Origin of the sequence: Halobaculum sp. MBLA0143 (assembly GCF_041361465.1) — an archaeon.
In the GTDB taxonomy this organism is placed as follows: Archaea; Halobacteriota; Halobacteria; order Halobacteriales; family Haloferacaceae; genus JAHENP01.
The window spans coordinates 2047916-2063015 of record NZ_JBGKAC010000001.1 but is presented as its reverse complement, the minus strand read 5'-3'; the positions used below and the strand labels follow the sequence as shown (position 1 = coordinate 2063015).

The 15100-nt window shown below is 68.7% G+C and carries 19 protein-coding genes; 7 read left to right on the top strand and 12 right to left on the bottom strand.

Annotation, left to right across the window (positions count from 1 at the left end; genetic code table 11):
- Positions 1-24: 24 nt before the first annotated feature.
- Both gatA and gatC read right to left on the bottom strand, forming a co-directional pair.
- Positions 25-1344: an Asp-tRNA(Asn)/Glu-tRNA(Gln) amidotransferase subunit GatA gene (gene gatA / locus RYH79_RS10660; protein ID WP_370898918.1), complete on the bottom strand. Its 1320-nt coding sequence runs from the start codon at positions 1342-1344 to the stop codon at positions 25-27.
- Positions 1345-1641 (bottom strand): Asp-tRNA(Asn)/Glu-tRNA(Gln) amidotransferase subunit GatC, encoded by a 297-nt coding sequence (gene gatC / locus RYH79_RS10655; protein WP_370898916.1) that lies wholly within the window; start codon positions 1639-1641, stop codon positions 1345-1347.
- Between the two features lie 381 nt (positions 1642-2022).
- On the opposite strand from gatC, the gene RYH79_RS10650 reads away from it, so the two are divergent.
- Together RYH79_RS10650 and RYH79_RS10645 are read left to right on the top strand one after the other, a co-directional pair.
- Positions 2023-3018: a transcription initiation factor IIB gene (locus tag RYH79_RS10650; RefSeq protein ID WP_370898914.1), complete on the top strand. Its 996-nt coding sequence runs from the start codon at positions 2023-2025 to the stop codon at positions 3016-3018.
- Between the two features lie 61 nt (positions 3019-3079).
- Positions 3080-3547 (top strand): NUDIX domain-containing protein, encoded by a 468-nt coding sequence (locus RYH79_RS10645; protein ID WP_370898912.1) that lies wholly within the window; start codon positions 3080-3082, stop codon positions 3545-3547.
- A gap of 3 nt (positions 3548-3550) precedes the next feature.
- Here RYH79_RS10645 and RYH79_RS10640 read toward each other — a convergent pair whose 3' ends face one another.
- The 3 genes from RYH79_RS10640 to RYH79_RS10630 all read right to left on the bottom strand — a co-directional run bounded on the left by RYH79_RS10640 (position 3551) and on the right by RYH79_RS10630 (position 6649).
- Positions 3551-4525 (bottom strand): outer membrane protein assembly factor BamB family protein, encoded by a 975-nt coding sequence (locus RYH79_RS10640; protein ID WP_370898910.1) that lies wholly within the window; start codon positions 4523-4525, stop codon positions 3551-3553.
- Positions 4526-4847: 322 nt separating this feature from the next.
- A complete protein-coding gene (locus tag RYH79_RS10635; protein WP_370898908.1) occupies positions 4848-5969 on the bottom strand; it encodes an asparagine synthase C-terminal domain-containing protein in 1122 nt (373 codons plus the stop codon).
- A complete protein-coding gene (locus RYH79_RS10630; protein WP_370898906.1) occupies positions 5966-6649 on the bottom strand; it encodes a PHP domain-containing protein in 684 nt (227 codons plus the stop codon). The genes RYH79_RS10635 and RYH79_RS10630 overlap by 4 nt, the downstream gene beginning before the upstream one ends.
- A gap of 94 nt (positions 6650-6743) precedes the next feature.
- On the opposite strand from RYH79_RS10630, the gene RYH79_RS10625 reads away from it, so the two are divergent.
- Together RYH79_RS10625 and speB are read left to right on the top strand one after the other, a co-directional pair.
- Positions 6744-7121 carry a translation initiation factor IF-5A gene (locus RYH79_RS10625; protein ID WP_370898904.1) on the top strand — a complete coding sequence of 126 codons (378 nt, stop codon included), beginning with the start codon at positions 6744-6746 and terminating at the stop codon, positions 7119-7121.
- Positions 7121-7948, top strand: coding sequence for an agmatinase (gene speB / locus RYH79_RS10620; protein WP_370898902.1), 828 nt, complete (start codon positions 7121-7123; stop codon positions 7946-7948). Before RYH79_RS10625 ends, speB begins: the two co-directional genes overlap by 1 nt.
- A gap of 38 nt (positions 7949-7986) precedes the next feature.
- On the opposite strand, the gene RYH79_RS10615 is transcribed toward speB, so the two are convergent.
- Entirely contained in the window at positions 7987-8502 is a 516-nt protein-coding gene (locus RYH79_RS10615) for a preprotein translocase subunit SecD family protein (protein ID WP_370898900.1), read from the bottom strand.
- Positions 8503-8575: 73 nt separating this feature from the next.
- Here RYH79_RS10615 and RYH79_RS10610 point away from each other — a divergent pair, with 73 nt between their 5' ends.
- Both RYH79_RS10610 and RYH79_RS10605 read left to right on the top strand, forming a co-directional pair.
- The gene (locus tag RYH79_RS10610) at positions 8576-9037 is read left to right on the top strand and encodes a hypothetical protein (RefSeq protein ID WP_370898898.1); all 462 of its coding nucleotides are present in this window, start codon (positions 8576-8578) and stop codon (positions 9035-9037) included.
- Complete coding sequence (locus RYH79_RS10605; RefSeq protein WP_370898896.1) at positions 9034-9183, top strand: hypothetical protein; 150 nt, start codon at positions 9034-9036, stop codon at positions 9181-9183. Before RYH79_RS10610 ends, RYH79_RS10605 begins: the two co-directional genes overlap by 4 nt.
- A gap of 10 nt (positions 9184-9193) precedes the next feature.
- On the opposite strand, the gene RYH79_RS10600 is transcribed toward RYH79_RS10605, so the two are convergent.
- On the bottom strand, positions 9194-9376 hold the full coding sequence (locus RYH79_RS10600; protein ID WP_370898894.1) for a hypothetical protein: 183 nt from the start codon (positions 9374-9376) through the stop codon (positions 9194-9196).
- A 246-nt stretch (positions 9377-9622) separates the two neighbouring features.
- On the opposite strand from RYH79_RS10600, the gene thsB reads away from it, so the two are divergent.
- Positions 9623-11296, top strand: coding sequence for a thermosome subunit beta (gene thsB / locus RYH79_RS10595; RefSeq protein WP_370898892.1), 1674 nt, complete (start codon positions 9623-9625; stop codon positions 11294-11296).
- A gap of 114 nt (positions 11297-11410) precedes the next feature.
- Here the strand turns inward: thsB and RYH79_RS10590 are convergent, their stop codons facing one another.
- The 5 genes from RYH79_RS10590 to RYH79_RS10570 form a co-directional block, all read right to left on the bottom strand.
- Positions 11411-12529, bottom strand: a complete 1119-nt coding sequence (locus RYH79_RS10590; protein ID WP_370900862.1) for an MFS transporter — start codon at positions 12527-12529, stop codon at positions 11411-11413.
- 617 nt (positions 12530-13146) lie between these two features.
- The gene (locus RYH79_RS10585; protein WP_370898890.1) at positions 13147-13434 is read right to left on the bottom strand and encodes a type II toxin-antitoxin system RelE family toxin; all 288 of its coding nucleotides are present in this window, start codon (positions 13432-13434) and stop codon (positions 13147-13149) included.
- The gene (locus tag RYH79_RS10580; RefSeq protein ID WP_370898888.1) at positions 13435-13701 is read right to left on the bottom strand and encodes a ribbon-helix-helix domain-containing protein; all 267 of its coding nucleotides are present in this window, start codon (positions 13699-13701) and stop codon (positions 13435-13437) included.
- 100 nt (positions 13702-13801) lie between these two features.
- Entirely contained in the window at positions 13802-14233 is a 432-nt protein-coding gene (locus tag RYH79_RS10575) for a hypothetical protein (protein WP_370898886.1), read from the bottom strand.
- 252 nt (positions 14234-14485) lie between these two features.
- On the bottom strand, positions 14486-15100 hold the full coding sequence (locus RYH79_RS10570; RefSeq protein WP_370898884.1) for a 30S ribosomal protein S7: 615 nt from the start codon (positions 15098-15100) through the stop codon (positions 14486-14488).

Genomic DNA, 15100 nt, shown 5'->3' with positions numbered 1-15100 from the left:
TTGTACGTTGGGGTGTGTGTCGCGTCAGGCGACGGCGTCCTCCAGCGCGCTGGCGGCCCGGATGATCGCCGGCTCGCCGAACGCGGGCCCGACGAACTGACAGCCGACCGGCAGCCCGTCGGCGGTGCCGGCGGGCACGGAGATCGCCGGGAGGTTCGCCAGGTTCACCGGGACCGTGTTGGCGTCCATCAGGTACAGCTGGAGCGGGTCGTCCAGGCTCTCGCCGCGCTCGGGCGGGACGACCGGCATCGTCGGCGTCGCCAACACGTCCGCCTCCGACAGCGCCTCGTCGAAGTCCTGCTTCACCCAGGCGCGTGCGTCCTGGGCCTTCTCGTAGTACTGGTCGTGGTAGCCCGCAGACAGCGCGAACGTCCCCAGCAGGACCCGACGCTTCACCTCCGGCCCGAACCCGTCCTCGCGGACGGCGGCGAACTGCTCGTTCCAGTCCCCGTCCGCGTCCGTGTCGGGACCGTAGCGGACGCCGTCGAAGCGGGCGAGGTTCGAGGAGGCCTCGCTCGTGGCGATCACGTAGTACGCCTGGACGGCGTGCTCGACGGACGGGAGCGACACCTCGACCGTGTCGACGCCGCGGTCGCGGAGGGCGTCGACGGCGTCGGTGAACGTCTCCCGGACGGGGTCGCTTGCGCCCTCAACGAGTTCCGTCGGCAGCCCGACAGTGAAGTCGGCGGCGTCGGGGGCGACGGCGTCGGCGTACGTCGTCGTCTCCGCGGGGTGGTCGTCGGGGCCGCCGTCGGCGGCGTCGTAGCGAGTGGTGGCGTCACGCTCGTCCGGGCCGGCGATCACGTCCAGGAGTGCGGCGGTGTCGGCGACGCTGTCGGCGATGGGGCCGACCTGTTCGAGGGAGTTGGCGTACGCGATCAGCCCGTACCGGGAGACGAGCCCGTAGGTGGGCTTGAGCCCGACGACTCCACAGAACGCTGCGGGGTTGCGGACGGAGCCGCCGGTGTCCGTGCCGAGCGCGAGGTCGGCCTCGCCGGCGGCGACGGCGGCCGCGGAGCCGCCCGACGAACCCCCGGGGACCCGGTCGGGGTCCACCGGGTTCTTCGTCGGGCCGAACGCGGACGTCTCCGTCGTCCCGCCCATCCCGAACTCGTCCATGTTGGTCTTGCCGACGAGGGTGGCCCCGGCCTCCTTCAGGCGTTCTACGACGGTCGCGTCGAACGGCGGCTCGTACTCCGAGAGCATCGCAGAGCCACACGTCGTCGCCACGCCGGCCGTCGAGATGTTGTCCTTGACTGCGACCGTCCGGCCGGCGAGCGGGCCGTCGTCCGCGCCCTCGACCGTCGTCTGCGCCAGGAAGGCGTCGAACTCGTCTGCCGACATCTACGACACCCGCGGGCCACGGAAGTAGCCCGCCTCCGACTCCGGTGCGTTCGACAGCGCCGCCTCTCGATCCAGCCCCTCCCGGACCTCGTCGGCCCGCATCACGTTGACCAGGTCCGGCTCGGCGTCCGTCTCCGGGACCTCGTCTAGGGCCGCGAAGTAGTCGAGAATCTCGCCGAACTGCTCGGTGAACTCGGCGACCTCCTCGTCGGCTAAGTCCACCCGTGCCAGGTCGGCGACATGGCGCACGTCGTCGGCGGTGACGACCCCGTCGCCGTCTGCCGGCGTCTCGCTCATACCCACAGCGTCGCCCGTCCGGCGAGTAAGCGTTTCGATGCCGCCGACGGGCGACGACCCGACCACCGCCGTCGACGGGCGACGACCCTGCCGCCAGTGTGGCCTCACACCATTATCGCTTTCGATAGTTTGCGCGGGGTCAGATCTCGCCTCAGTGTGGCGAGAACCGCCGGAGGGCGGCGGGAAACCCCGTGACTCTCGAGAGGGTCCGAAATCCTCTTGTAGCCGCCAGAATCGCCCCGACGCCGTCTGGCAATTACAACTGGGGTGTTAGATGGAATCATACGTCAGATTCATAAGGCTGTCGCCCCAGTAACTGTCTACGGTGAGACAAGGAGGGAGCAGTTTCTCTCCCGACGGCACCACCCCACCCAGTCAATCATGAGTGAGAACGTCCGCAACTACACGAGCGAGCGAACCCGCACCCGAGGGAGCCAACGCGACACCGAGCGAGAGGAGTCGGACGAGGAAGAGGAGACGTTGGAGTGTCCGGAGTGTAGCGGGAACCTAGTGAACGACTCCGAGCGCGGCGAGACCCTGTGTCGGGACTGTGGGCTCGTCGTGGAGGAAGACGAGATCGACCGCGGGCCGGAGTGGCGCGCGTTCGACGCCAAGGAGAAAGACGAGAAGTCCCGTGTCGGTGCCCCGACGACCAACATGATGCACGACAAGGGGCTGTCGACGAACATCGGCTGGCAGGACAAGGACGCCTACGGCAAGCAGCTGTCCAGCCGACAGCGCGAGAAGATGCAACGGCTCCGTACCTGGAACGAGCGGTTCCGCACCCGTGACTCGAAGGAACGGAACCTGAAGCAGGCGCTGGGGGAGATCGACCGGATGGCGTCGGCCCTGGGGCTCCCGGAGAACGTCCGGGAGACGGCCTCCGTCATCTACCGGCGCGCCTTAGACGAGGACCTGCTGCCCGGCCGCTCCATCGAGGGGGTGTCCACCTCCTCGCTGTACGCCGCCGCCCGGCAGGCCGGCACGCCCCGGTCTCTCGACGAGATCGCCAACGTCTCGCGGGTGGAGAAAGACGAGATCGCCCGGACGTACCGTTACATCGTCCGGGAGCTCAACCTGGAGATCCAGCCGGCGGACCCGGAGAGCTACGTCCCGCGATTCGCCTCCGATCTGGAACTGTCCGAGGAGTCCGAGCGACGCGCCCGTCAGCTCCTATCGACGGCGAAAGAACAGGGGGTCCACTCCGGGAAGTCCCCGGTCGGACTCGCCGCTGCGGCCGTCTACGCCGCCTCCCTGCTCACCAACGAGAAGGTGACCCAGAGCGAGGTGAGCGAGGTGGCGAACATCTCCGAGGTGACGATCCGCAACCGCTACCACGAGCTGTTGGAGGCCGAAGAGAAGGTCCAGATGCCCTGACACTGGGTGGGGGTGGTACCGTCTCCCCAAGACGCATTACTGCCGCCGTCTACGTCCGGTCGTGGAGACGACACGCCACCACACCGCGACCGTCTACGTCGTCTCCGACGGCGCGGTCGCCTTACACGAACACCCTGGCCTCGGGATCGAGATTCCGCCCGGCGGCCACGTAGAGCGCGACGAACTCCCCCACGAGTGTGGGCTCCGCGAAGTGCGCGAGGAGACTGGCTTGGAGCCGACGCTCGTCGACGACACGGACGCCGTCCCGGCGCCCAACGGCGAGACGCTCCCGACGCCCAGACACACGATGTTGTACGACGTGAACGTCCACGACGACGGCTTCGTGAGCCACCAACACGTCGATCACGTCTTCTTCGCCCAGGCCGACAGTCGGGAGATCGACCCCGCAGACGGCGAAGAGCCGGCGACGGCCTGGACGTGGTACACCGCGCCAGAACTGCGCGACGCCGACCTCGACCGCGACACCGTCGAGATCGGGCTGGAGGCGATTCGGGCCGTCGAGGGGTGAAACTCACGCCCGGAGTCCGACGGCGTCGGCCCGGCTGACGACGACGACGACCGGCGGGTCCGGCAGGAACGCGACCGACTCGACACTGCCGAACTCCCCGCCGCCGAACGTCACGCGCCACTGCTGTCGCCCGGTCGCCCGGTCGAACGCGGTGACGCGGTCGGCGGTCGCCAGGAACACGCGGTCGTCGCCGACGGCGAGGTCGACCCCGTACTTCGCCTTGACGGGCGTCGACCACTGGACAGTCCCGTCGGTCGTCACCGCGTGGAGCGTCCCGGCGCCGAAGCCGTACAGTGTTCCGTCGGTGACGCGCTGTGAGAGGGCGTCGCCGCTCGTGGTGCCGGCCGCGACCCAACGATCCGCGCCGGTCGCCGGGTCGACCGCTCGGACTCCGTCGTCCGTCCCGACGAACAGGGTCTCGTCGCCGGCGACGGGCGGAGTGACGCTACTGTATCCGAACGTTCGTTCCCGCCAGATCGGCTCGCCGTCGGCCAGCCGGCGGTTCATCAGCAGTCCGCCATCTGTGGCCACGTAGGCGACCCCGTCGAAGACGGTGGCACCGACCGTCCCCAGCGACTGCGGCGATGTCGGAACATCGCTCCGTTTCTCGACTCGGTGCGTGTCGAGATCGACGGCGAACACGCCGCCGCCGACGGCGTACAGCGTGTCGTCACGCAAGAACAGTTCCACTGACCCGTACGTCTCGCCGGCCGTCCACCGTGTCGCGCCCGTCCCCGCCGAGACGGCGAACACCGTTCGGCCCGCCGTGTACACCGTGTCGCCGTCGACGAGCGGTGACGCCCGAACCGACTCCGAGCGGTCGAGCGCTTCCCAGACGACTTGCCCGTCCGCGCCGAGTCTGACCAGTCCTCCGTCGTTCGCCGCGAGGAAGATCCGACCGTCGTCGGTCGTGAGCGAGTACGCCTCCGCGCCGCTCCCGACGGCGACCTCCCACAGGAGTTCGGTATCACCCGACACTGCCGGCAGCGCCGTCGGCGACGCCCTCGTCTCGGTGGGGTCGTCCGTCGCCAGCGGAGTTGGCGTTTCTGTCGGTGGCTCCGTCGGCGGCCGTGTCCACGTGTTCGTCGACGTGTCCGTGCGCGACCGCTCCGTCCCTGTGTTGCAGCCGGCGAGTCCAGTCGACAGGGATGCGCCGAGCGCAGCGAGGAGTCGACGGCGTGACCGACGGCGGTCTCGTCGTTCCGGGGTCACGCCCGTCCGTGACTGCGCTACGGGCGTAGTCTTTCGGTGTGTTCACCGTCCCCGACGTGCGTCCAACCGCCACCGTCCAGCGACCCAGTCACCCCCGATCGAGATCGCCCGCGGTCAGCGCGGCGACGTACCGCCCGACGTGGTCGTTCATACGCCGCTTGAACCCCGCACGCCGCGCCAGTCGGTCCAACTCCCGCGAGACGTAGGTTCCGTACTGGACGGCCTTCTTGTCGGCGACGCGGGCGGGTTCCGGGACGACCCCGTCGGCAGTCTCGCGCAGCGCGACCTTCCCGACGCCGTCGGCGACGAGCGCGTCGCCGGGGAGTCGGAGCGCGGCCGCGATCACGTCGTCGTGGAGGAACGGCGCGACCGGCTCCACGCCGGCGGCCCGTAGCGTCACCACGTCACGAGCGAGCTGGTCCGGCAGCGACAGCACCGTCTCCCGACGAGCACCGCGGACGGTCGTCGCGTCCACGCGGTCGTCTTCCTCGGGCGTCCGGACCTTGGCGTAGCCGCCGAACAGTTCGTCTGCGCCCTGGCCGACGGCCAGGCGGTCGTGGCCGTCGGCGGCGGCCCGCCGGGCGACACAGAACAACGGGACGGCGATGCTCACGTCCATCGGGTTCGACCGGCCGGTCGCGGCGACGACCGCGCGGACGGCCTCGCGGAGCGTCTCGTGGTCCAGTTCGACCGTCTGGAGGTCGGCGGCACGGTCGGCGGCAGTGGCGGCCTCGTGGGCCGCTGTCACGTCGTGACAGCCCTCGAAGCCGGCGACGTACAGCGGCGCGTCCGGACGGCCGGCGGCGACGACGGCGGAGTCGACGCCGCCGGAGAAGGCGACCGCAGCGGGCGCAGACTCCGTCACCACCCGTTCGTGGACGGTACGCTCGACGGCCGCGACTGCCTCCTCCCGCCGGCGAGGGTCGGGGTCCGGCAGCGACCAGACGCTCTCGGCGGCGGCGACGGGCTCCCCGACGGGCAGCCGACAGCCCGCCGGGAGTAGCTCTGCGTCGGTCAGGTCCGTGGGGTCGAACGCCCACCGTTCGGGGTCGGTCGCGTCGACGAAGACGGGCCGGCGACCGAGCACGTCGCGGACGAGACAGTCGTCCACCCGGCCGGCGAAGCCGACGGTGCCGGGCAACGGGTCGCCGCTCGCCAGCGCCCCGCGAACGGTCGTGGGCGCGGCGCCGTCGAGGCGTGAGTCACTCACAGGAGTTCGCCGAGTCGGCGCTGGACCCGACGTTTCGCCCCTCCGGCGGCCTGCCGGAACGAGACGTGCCAGGGGGTCCGTCGACCGACGACGCTCGTCTTCCCCTCGTGGACGGCGTCCAACACCGCCTCGGGGGTGCGTTCGTCCGTGCCGATCTGGGTGACGGCCTGTCCGACCATCTCGGAGACGTGGGCGTCGCTGCCGGCGACGGCCGGCAGCCCGCGTTCGACGGCGAACGCCTCGGCCTTCCGGTTGCCGCGACCGGTGAGGAGCCTGGAGTTGAACACCTCGATGGCGTCGGCGTGGGCGAGTTGTTCGTCCGTGATGTGGGGTGCGACCCCGTGGCGCGACTTCTGGTAGGCGTGTGGGACGACGGCGATGCCGCCGGCGTCGTGGATACGGTCGAGCGTCTCGTCGAAGGAGAGTCCCGCGGGGATCGCCTCTCGGACGCCGAGCCCGAGGACGTGCCCGGCCGCACTGGAGACCTCGGTGCCGACGACACCGACGAGGCCGTACTCCTCGGCGAGTGCGGCGGCTTCGCGGCTGGCGTCGATCTCGTCGTGGTCGGTGACGGCGAGCACGTCCAGTCCGACGGCCGCGGCCTGTTCTACCAGGAGTTCGACGGGGTCGCGGCCGTCGTGTGACAGCGCGGAGTGACAGTGCAGCTCGGCGGCCAACACGCTCTCGCGTTGGCGAGGCCGGCAGAAAAGCGGTCCGGTCGCCTTCGGCGGTATCAAACCGTTTATACTGCCGCCGCCGGAAACTCGGGATAGAATGCCACGAGAACAGAAGGAGGTCCGCGAACTCCAAGAGGGGAGCTACCTCATGATGGAGGACTCGCCGTGCGAGATCGACGGCTACAGCACGGCCAAGCCGGGCAAACACGGCAGCGCCAAGGCTCGCATCGAGGGGAAGGGCGTGTTCGACGGGAAGAAACGGACGCTGTCCCAGCCGGTGGACGCGAAGGTCTGGGTGCCGATCATCGAACGGAAGAAGGGGCAGGTCGTCTCCGTCGCCGACGACGAGGTGCAGGTGATGGACCTGGAGACGTACGACACGTTCACCATGCTCGCCCCGGACGACGGGGAGTTCGAGGCCGACCAGAATATCGAGTTCCTGGAGTACGAAGGCCAGCGTAAGGTCGTCGGGTGATGTCGTTTCCCGGCGCGACCGCAGAGCGGTCGGACGCGGCGTACGTCCTCACCGGCGGGCCCTTGGACGCGACGACCACGTTCCAACCCGGCGCCCGGTTCGGCCCCGACCGCGTCCGGCGGTTCGCCGAGACGTTCGACGACTACGACCACCACACCGACACTCGTTTCTCCGAGCTCGCGGTCCACGACGCCGGGGACGTGTCCGCCTGGGACGACACGGCGGCGTACCTCGACCACCTGACGGCGGAGCTACGGGCGGCCGTCGTCGACGACGCCGTTCCGGTGCTCGTCGGCGGCGAGCACACGGTGTCGTGGGCCGGCGTTCGCGCCACAGAGCCGACGACGCTGGTCGTCGTCGACGCCCACCTCGACCTCCGGGACGACTACGACGGCAACCCGCTCAGCCACGCCTGCGTCACCCGTCGTGCGTTGGACGGGCTCGCGGACGGCGACTACCCGACCGTCGACGAGGTGGTCGTGATCGGCGCCCGGACGGGGTCGCCGGCGGAGTGGGAGCGGGCAGCGGCGATGGACGTGACCGTCGTCCCGCCGGCGGAGGCGGCCGACTGGGAGCCGTCCGTCGAGGGGCCGGCGTACCTCTCCGTCGACATCGACGGCTTGGACCCCGGGTTCGCCCCCGGCACGGGGACGATGGAGCCGTTCGGGCTCACGCCCCGCGAGGTCCACCGAATCGTCCGGGCGGTCGCGCCCCACTGTGTCGGGTTCGACACGGTGGAGGTGAACGACCGCGACGACGGTCAGGCGGCCGCGCTGGCTGGGAAGCTCCTACGGGCGTTCGTGTACGCCCACGCCGCCGCCGAGTAGCCGGCGCCGCCGTTCTCCGAGTCCTCACACGGGCGCGGTCAGTCGCTCGCCAGGGCGCGTCTGGCCCGGTCGGCAGCGTCCTCCTCGGGGAAGGTCACGACGAACGAGCCGTCGTAGTCGCCCGAGGCGACCGCGGACGCGAGCGACGGCGCGAAGCCGAAACGGTTGATCGTCTCGCCGTCGACCCGGACGACGGCCTCGAACGCCTCGGGGTCGTCGGCGACGCCGGCGGTCTCGAACGTCTCGGAGAGGGCGGTCGTCGCCGACGGCGTCAGCCGGACGGGGACCATCCAGATCTCTCCCTGCTGGCGCACCTCGCCGACGTCGGCGGTGTCGGCCTCGGTGAACAACGTCTGTCGTTCCTCGGGACCGACGAGTTCGAGCGTGAACGACGACCGTTCCGCCGTCCGGTTCGTCTCGTCGGCTGTCGTCGCGTCTGTGCTCGTGTCGTCGGCCGTCGTCGCGTCTGTGCTCGTCTGGAGTTGGCTACAGCCGGCGAGTGCGACCACTACGCCCGCCGCGACGGTGCCGACGGTGTCACGTCTGGAGGGCACGCCCGAGGTGACGCCGCCGTCTGGTAAAGTTCTCTCGGCTCCTCACGCAGACTGTGACGGCCGGCAGACTCGTGTGACCCCGGTCGAACCGGTGACCGGACTGTCTCCGCGGCGAATCGAGACGGAACGACTGGTGGTGGTGCGGCTGGGCGAGACAGACCTCTGGGAGCCGTGGGGGTCGTTCGACAGCCCGGGTCGGCGCGAACGAGCGACGAGGCACGTGCCGTGGTTCGAACGGTACGACCCGGACGCCTACCACGCCACCTGTCACGCGGACGACAGCCGCCCCCGACGGCCGATCCGGGGGTACGTCGACGACTACGGAGAGCGACGGGAGGGCTCGCTCCGCCACCACTCCACCCGCCCAGACGGATCAGTGACGGATCAGTACCGGTTCTCGATCACCCGCGAGGAGCGCGAGACGGCGACGGCAGACGACCCGACACCACGGTGTACGGTGGAGCTGCAGTCCGGCACTACGCGACACCCAGACCACAACACGGAGGTAGCGGCGCGGCCAAGGAGTGACCGATGACACAGACTGACGAGGCGGTCGAGACGTTCCTCGCGGAGGCAGACACGGTGTACGGCGAGTACGAACAGGGGTACATGGACGCCGACGCGGCGCTGTCGCGGCTGGAGTCGGCGCTCTCCGAGCTGCGCGAGACGACAGAAGAGTGACCGGGTCGCGTCAGTTGTAGTCCGTGCCGGCGGCCTCGGGGTCGACGAACTCGGAGTCGACGTTCTCCGGGGGGTACTCGGGGAGATTACCCTCCTCGTCCAGCGCCTCTACCTCTCGCTGGGCAAGCTGCGTCTCGAGCTGTTCACGCTTCTTGCGCCCCTGACGTTCGCGGCCGCGCTTCGTGTCTGACATCTGCATCCGTGTGAACGTCTCACACACATATGAAGCTTCTGGCGGATCTCCCCTCACACCACACTACTTAAACGCACGTTCCGAGCCGGTGAACGGGTCGGAACGGTCGCCCCGTGTGAACCCGCCACACACGCTCGATCGCCCGCGAGCAGGCGATTTCCTCGCTCTGCGGGGGGACGGCCGCGTGGCCCGCGAGCGGACGAAAGCAAAGGTTTATATAGAACTACGACCACATTTCGACTGAGTATGAGCCAGCGAATGCAGGGTCAGCCCATGATCATCATGGGTGAAGACTCCCAGCGGGTCAAGGACAAGGACGCTCAGGAGTACAACATCTCCGCCGCGCGTGCGGTGGCGGAGTCCGTACGTTCCACCCTCGGCCCGAAGGGGATGGACAAGATGCTCGTCGACTCGATGGGTGACGTGACCATCACGAACGACGGCGTCACCATCCTCACGGAGATGGACATCGACAACCCGACGGCCGAGATGATCGTCGAGGTCGCCGAGACGCAGGAGGACGAGGCCGGTGACGGAACGACGACGGCCGTCGCCATCGCCGGGGAGCTCCTGAAGAACGCGGAGGACCTGTTGGAGCAGGACATCCACCCGTCCGCGGTCATCAAAGGCTTCTCGCTCGCGTCCGAGCAGGCTCGCGAGGAGGTCGACGCCGTCGCGGAGCCGGTCGAGCCGGACGACGAGGAGACGATCCGGAAGGTCGCCGAGACTTCGATGACCGGTAAGGGCGCCGAACTGGAGAAGGACGTGCTCGCGGACCTCGTCTACCGTGCCGTCCAGGGCGTCACCGTCGAGGCCGACGACGGCTCCCACGTCGTCGACCTCGCCAACGTGAAGATCGAGACCCAGACCGGCCGCGGCGCCGGCGAGTCCGAACTGCTCGAGGGCGCCGTCGTCGACAAGGACCCGGTCCACGACGACATGACCGGCAGCGTCGAGGACGCCCAGGTCCTCCTGCTCAACGACCCGATCGAGGTCGAGGAGGCCGACGTCGACACGCAGGTCAACATCGAGTCGCCCGACCAGCTGGAGCAGTTCCTCGACCAGGAGGAACAACAGCTCCAGGAGAAGGTCCAACAGATCGTCGACACGGGCGCGAACGTCGTGTTCTGTCAGAAGGGGATCGACGACCTCGCCCAGCACTACCTCGCCAAGGAGGGCATCCTGGCCGTCCGGCGTGCCAAGAAGTCCGACCTGGAGTTCCTGGCCAACATCCTCGACACCGGGATCGTCTCCGATCTCGGCTCCGTGACCCAGGGCGACGTCGCCACCGGCGCCGTCACGCGCGACGACGACGACGAGATGTTCTACGTCGAGTCCGAGGCGGAGGCCGCTCACGGCGTCACCCTCCTCCTGCGTGGCTCCACGGACCACGTCGTCGACGAACTTGAGCGCGGGCTCCAGGACGCGCTCGACGTCGTCTCCACGACCGTCTCCGACGGGCGTGTCCTCCCCGGCGGCGGTGCCGTCGAGGTGGAGGTCGCCCGCCGGCTGCGTGACTTCGCCGACTCCGTCGAGGGCCGCGAACAGCTGGCCGTCGAGGCGTTCGCCGACTCGTTGGAGCTCGTCCCGCGGGTGCTCGCCGGAAACGCCGGCCTGGACTCCATCGACACGCTGGTCGACCTGCGGGCCGCTCACGACGACGGCCGCGGACGCGCCGGGCTGAACGTGTTCAGCTCGGAGGTCGAAGACACGCTGGAGGCCGGCGTCGTCGAGCCGGCCCACTCGAAGGAACAGGCGCTGTCGTCTGCCGCCGAGGCCGCGAACCTCGTGCTGAAAATCGACGACATCATCGCCGCGGACGACCTCTCCACCGAGGGTGACGACGACGAAGGTCCCGGCGGTCCCGGTGGCGGCATGGGCGGTATGGGCGGCATGGGTGGCATGGGCGGTGCGATGTAGACCACGTCCGGTCACTCTCCCCCCTCTACGACTGCCGCACCGACTCGCCGAGCTCCCGACGTTCACGCTTCTTCGATCCGACCCGTAGCTCCCGTGAGCCGACGGTGGGTGCTACTACTCCGCGACGGGTGCCTCCCAGAGGAGGACTCCGGCCGACCCGACGATCAACACGGCTCCCGCGAGCGCGAGCGCGAACAACGGCGAGACGGCGTCGGAGACGACGCCGCTCCCGAGTTGGAACGGGACGACGGCGAGTCCGCTGACCATCGCCATCGCGCTGAGCACGGTCGCACGGCCCGTCGTCTCGACGCGGTCGTTGACGTACTGCCCGGCGAACGACCGTGTCACGTCGGAGAGTCCACGGATCACCAGGAACGCCGGCAGGGCCAACACGGGGACGAGGTACGCGCCCACCAACGCACCGCCCACGACGAACGGGAGCCACAGGAACCACCGCCGGAGTCCCAGTCGGTCGCGGATCGCGCCGGTGTAGTAGCTCAGCCCGGCTCCGAAGAGACTGTACGCCGCGTAGAACCACCCGAGCAGCGACCGTACCCGTGACTCCGAGACGCCGAAGTCGGTGACGACCGTCTCGAAGATGGGCTGGAGAAACACGAACACCAGGTACGTCGCCGCCGCGTAGAGCACGTAGTAGTACAACACGAACGCCCGGACGTTGTGCCGTGTGATCGCCTCGCGGACGATCGAGAGCGTGCGACGGAACCCCGGCGTCGCGGTGTCGGCCCGTTCGTACGTCTCGGACTCCTCGACGGTCAGGAGCACGGCTACCCCGACCGCCGTCACCCCCGCGGCGACGAACCACGGGTACGACAGGTCGACACTCCCCAGGTACCCCCCGACGACGGCTGCGCTGGCGCCGACCGCCAAGGCGACGGACTCCCCGCGCCCTCGGACGTGTGCGAACTGGTCTTCCGAGAGGTCGTCGGTGAGTGTGTCGTACAGCCAGGCGTCTTCGCTGCCCGACCGGAAGTTGTACCCCATCGACCAACAGGCGTACAGCGCCGCGAACGCCCAGAACGATCCGGACAGCCCGATCCCCAACAGCGTGACCGAGATGAGCACCGTCCCGAACAACAGGCTGTTGCGCCGTCCGACACGGTCGCCGACGTAGCCCGTGGGGATCTCGCCGACCAGCGTCGTCAGATTGTAGATGGCCTCCAGCGCCGCGATCTGCGTGAAGCTGAGCCCCTGTGCCAGGAAGAAGAGGTACATGATCGGGCGGTAGAACTCGACCGCCTCCGTCGACTTGTACAGGTAGTACTTCAGAACACTCGCCGGCGGAAGATCCGGTGACTCCTGCGAGACGACCACACCGACCGTGACGACGCCCCGGAGATAAGTCCCGTCTTATGACGGAGTTGGAGTTTCGTAGTACGACCCTGTCGAACGGGTGGCTGCTCGGAGTCGTGTCCCGTCGGTCTCGTCGCTCGAACTGTCGGCGGCGCGACTCACTCGGCGACGGGCGTCGACAGCTGTCGATCGAGCGGTGTCGGGGTGTCGACCCGCCGCCCTCGTGATGTAAACCTCATGGCGCGATATCATTTGCCGTGGCGGCGGGGGAGACTCGAATCGACGACGACTGGACGAGCGCCGTCCCCGTCGCCAGCGTTCTTCGCCGTCGGGTCGACGTCGAGCCTGGCAACGTTATCGAATGGCGCGTGGACGACGACAGACTCGTTCCCGTCGGGCTGGAGAAGAGTACGGCGCGTTCGAGGACTTCGTGCCAGCGTCGATGGGGTCCGGCTCCGATCACGACGCCGCTGGCTACGACCGATACGGCAGTCTCGGGCGATTCGGGAGTAAAAGACTGTATCTCCCCCGTGTCTGGTTCAGTCGTCGTCACTGCGATAGGCGTCGCCGCCGCGCCGTCTAATCCGCATGACGTACACGATTCGCTGTGACTGATCGACACGACAGCCCAGCCGAAACGCCCCGACGCGGAGCTTCCGGTGTGCTGCCCCGGCGAGTGGTTCGAGATAGTCGCCCGGATCGCGCCACTGATCCGTGACGATTTCGTCCGGTTTCGAGACGATTCGCTCACGAGCGTACTCGTCGAGTCCTTCGAGATCACGTCGGCACCCGTCGGTGAACTGCCACCGCCACTCCTCTCCGGGCATCTACTCCTCCGGTACGAGGTCTTCGCGGATTTCTTCGGCCGTGTGGGTCCGCCCCTGCTGGATCTCGACCTCGCCGGCGAGCATCGCCTTCAGGTCGGCGCGGTCGAACTCCGGGTGTTTGACCGCGTCGCGCAGCGTGTCGCGGACGAACTCGCTGCGGCTGTTGTAGCCGAGTTCCTTCCAGGTCGCATCGATGTCCGCGAGGAACGTCTCGGTCATCCGAATGTTGACGGTCTTCTTGTCTGGTGTCTTCTCTGTCTCTGCCATGCCCCTGTGTCGAAGTTGTGTAGCAAAAGCAGTTACGGGCGTCGACACCGGACGACCTCACCCGAAAGAACGGCGTCGCCGCACTGCACCGCGACCGCGTTCAGTCCGCGCGTGCCTCGACCGTCGCGTCGGCGTCGCCGGTGGGCGTCTCGACGGCCGTGAACAGCAACTCCGACAGCGCCGCGAGACACGCCTCGCGCTCGGCGACGGTGACGACGTACGCCTCCCGGGGTGCGGCGGCGGTCGTCGCCCGCTCTGCGGGCACGTCGCCGTCTGCTCGCACCACCGTCGCCGACGCCAGATCCGCGACGGCCTCGGCGACGACCCTGGTCAGGGTCGCCACCGCCGCGGGCGAGGCCGCGCCCTCACTCTGCAGCGCCGTCTGGATCGCCTCGCACTGCGCCGCGAGCGCGTCCGTCCGGGTCGTCGGCAGGAGTGACTCTCGGAGTGTGGTGACGCTGTCCGCGTAGTCTGCACACAGGACTGCCGGAGTTAGCTGATCGCGCTGCTCGCTCGTCGCGCCCTCACGCACTTCCTGTGTGACGGCGACCGCTTCGTCCAGATTCGACGACGCGGCCGCTCGTGTCGCTCCCCGACTGGCGACGCCCGTCGTCTGATCGACGGCAGACTACAAGCCGTCTGCCTCCCGGATCAGGTCGATCCCGTTCCGTTCGCTCACGAGCGACCTGTCTCCCGCCACAAGTGTAAATCCTCGACACAATCGTCACACGACACCGGGTGAGAGATACGGGGACGATTCCCCGAGAACAGAGACAGAGAGACGTTACCGCGCGGCGGCGGCGACGCGCTCGTTCTCCTCTTTCTGGTTGATCGCGTAGGTGTTGACGTCGTTGCTGGCGGCGCCGATCAACTGCTCGGCGAGCACGGTCGACACGTCGGTCGTCGTCTTGTAGGAGCCGGACTGGACGCCGTCGGCGATGAACTTCAGTGCCTGGTCGACACGGCGCTGTGGGGCCACGTCGACCGCCTTCGGCACCGAGATCCCGCCGTACTTCAGGCGGACGGTCTCCTCGCGCGGCGCCGCGTTCTCGACGGCCGTCACGAGCGTCTGGATCGGGTTCTCGTCTTCCCGACTGTGGATCTCGTCGAACGCGTCCTTGACGATCCGGGTCGCCTGTTGCTTCTTGCCCGTGTTCTCGTCCGTCTGCATCAGCCGGTTGATGAGCCGCTCGACGACGGACAGCTCCGACTTCTGGAACTGCTTGTCGGCGTGGCGACCCATCGTGTGGGCGATGGGCGTGACGGTGATGTAGTCGCGCGTGCTCGGGTCGTCGTACTCGATCTCGCTCACGTCCCACTCGCCGAACAACAGGGCGTTCTCCGTGGCCTGCTCGCCGCCGGCGGGGGCGTCGGGGTCGGGTTGTTCTGCGTCGGACAT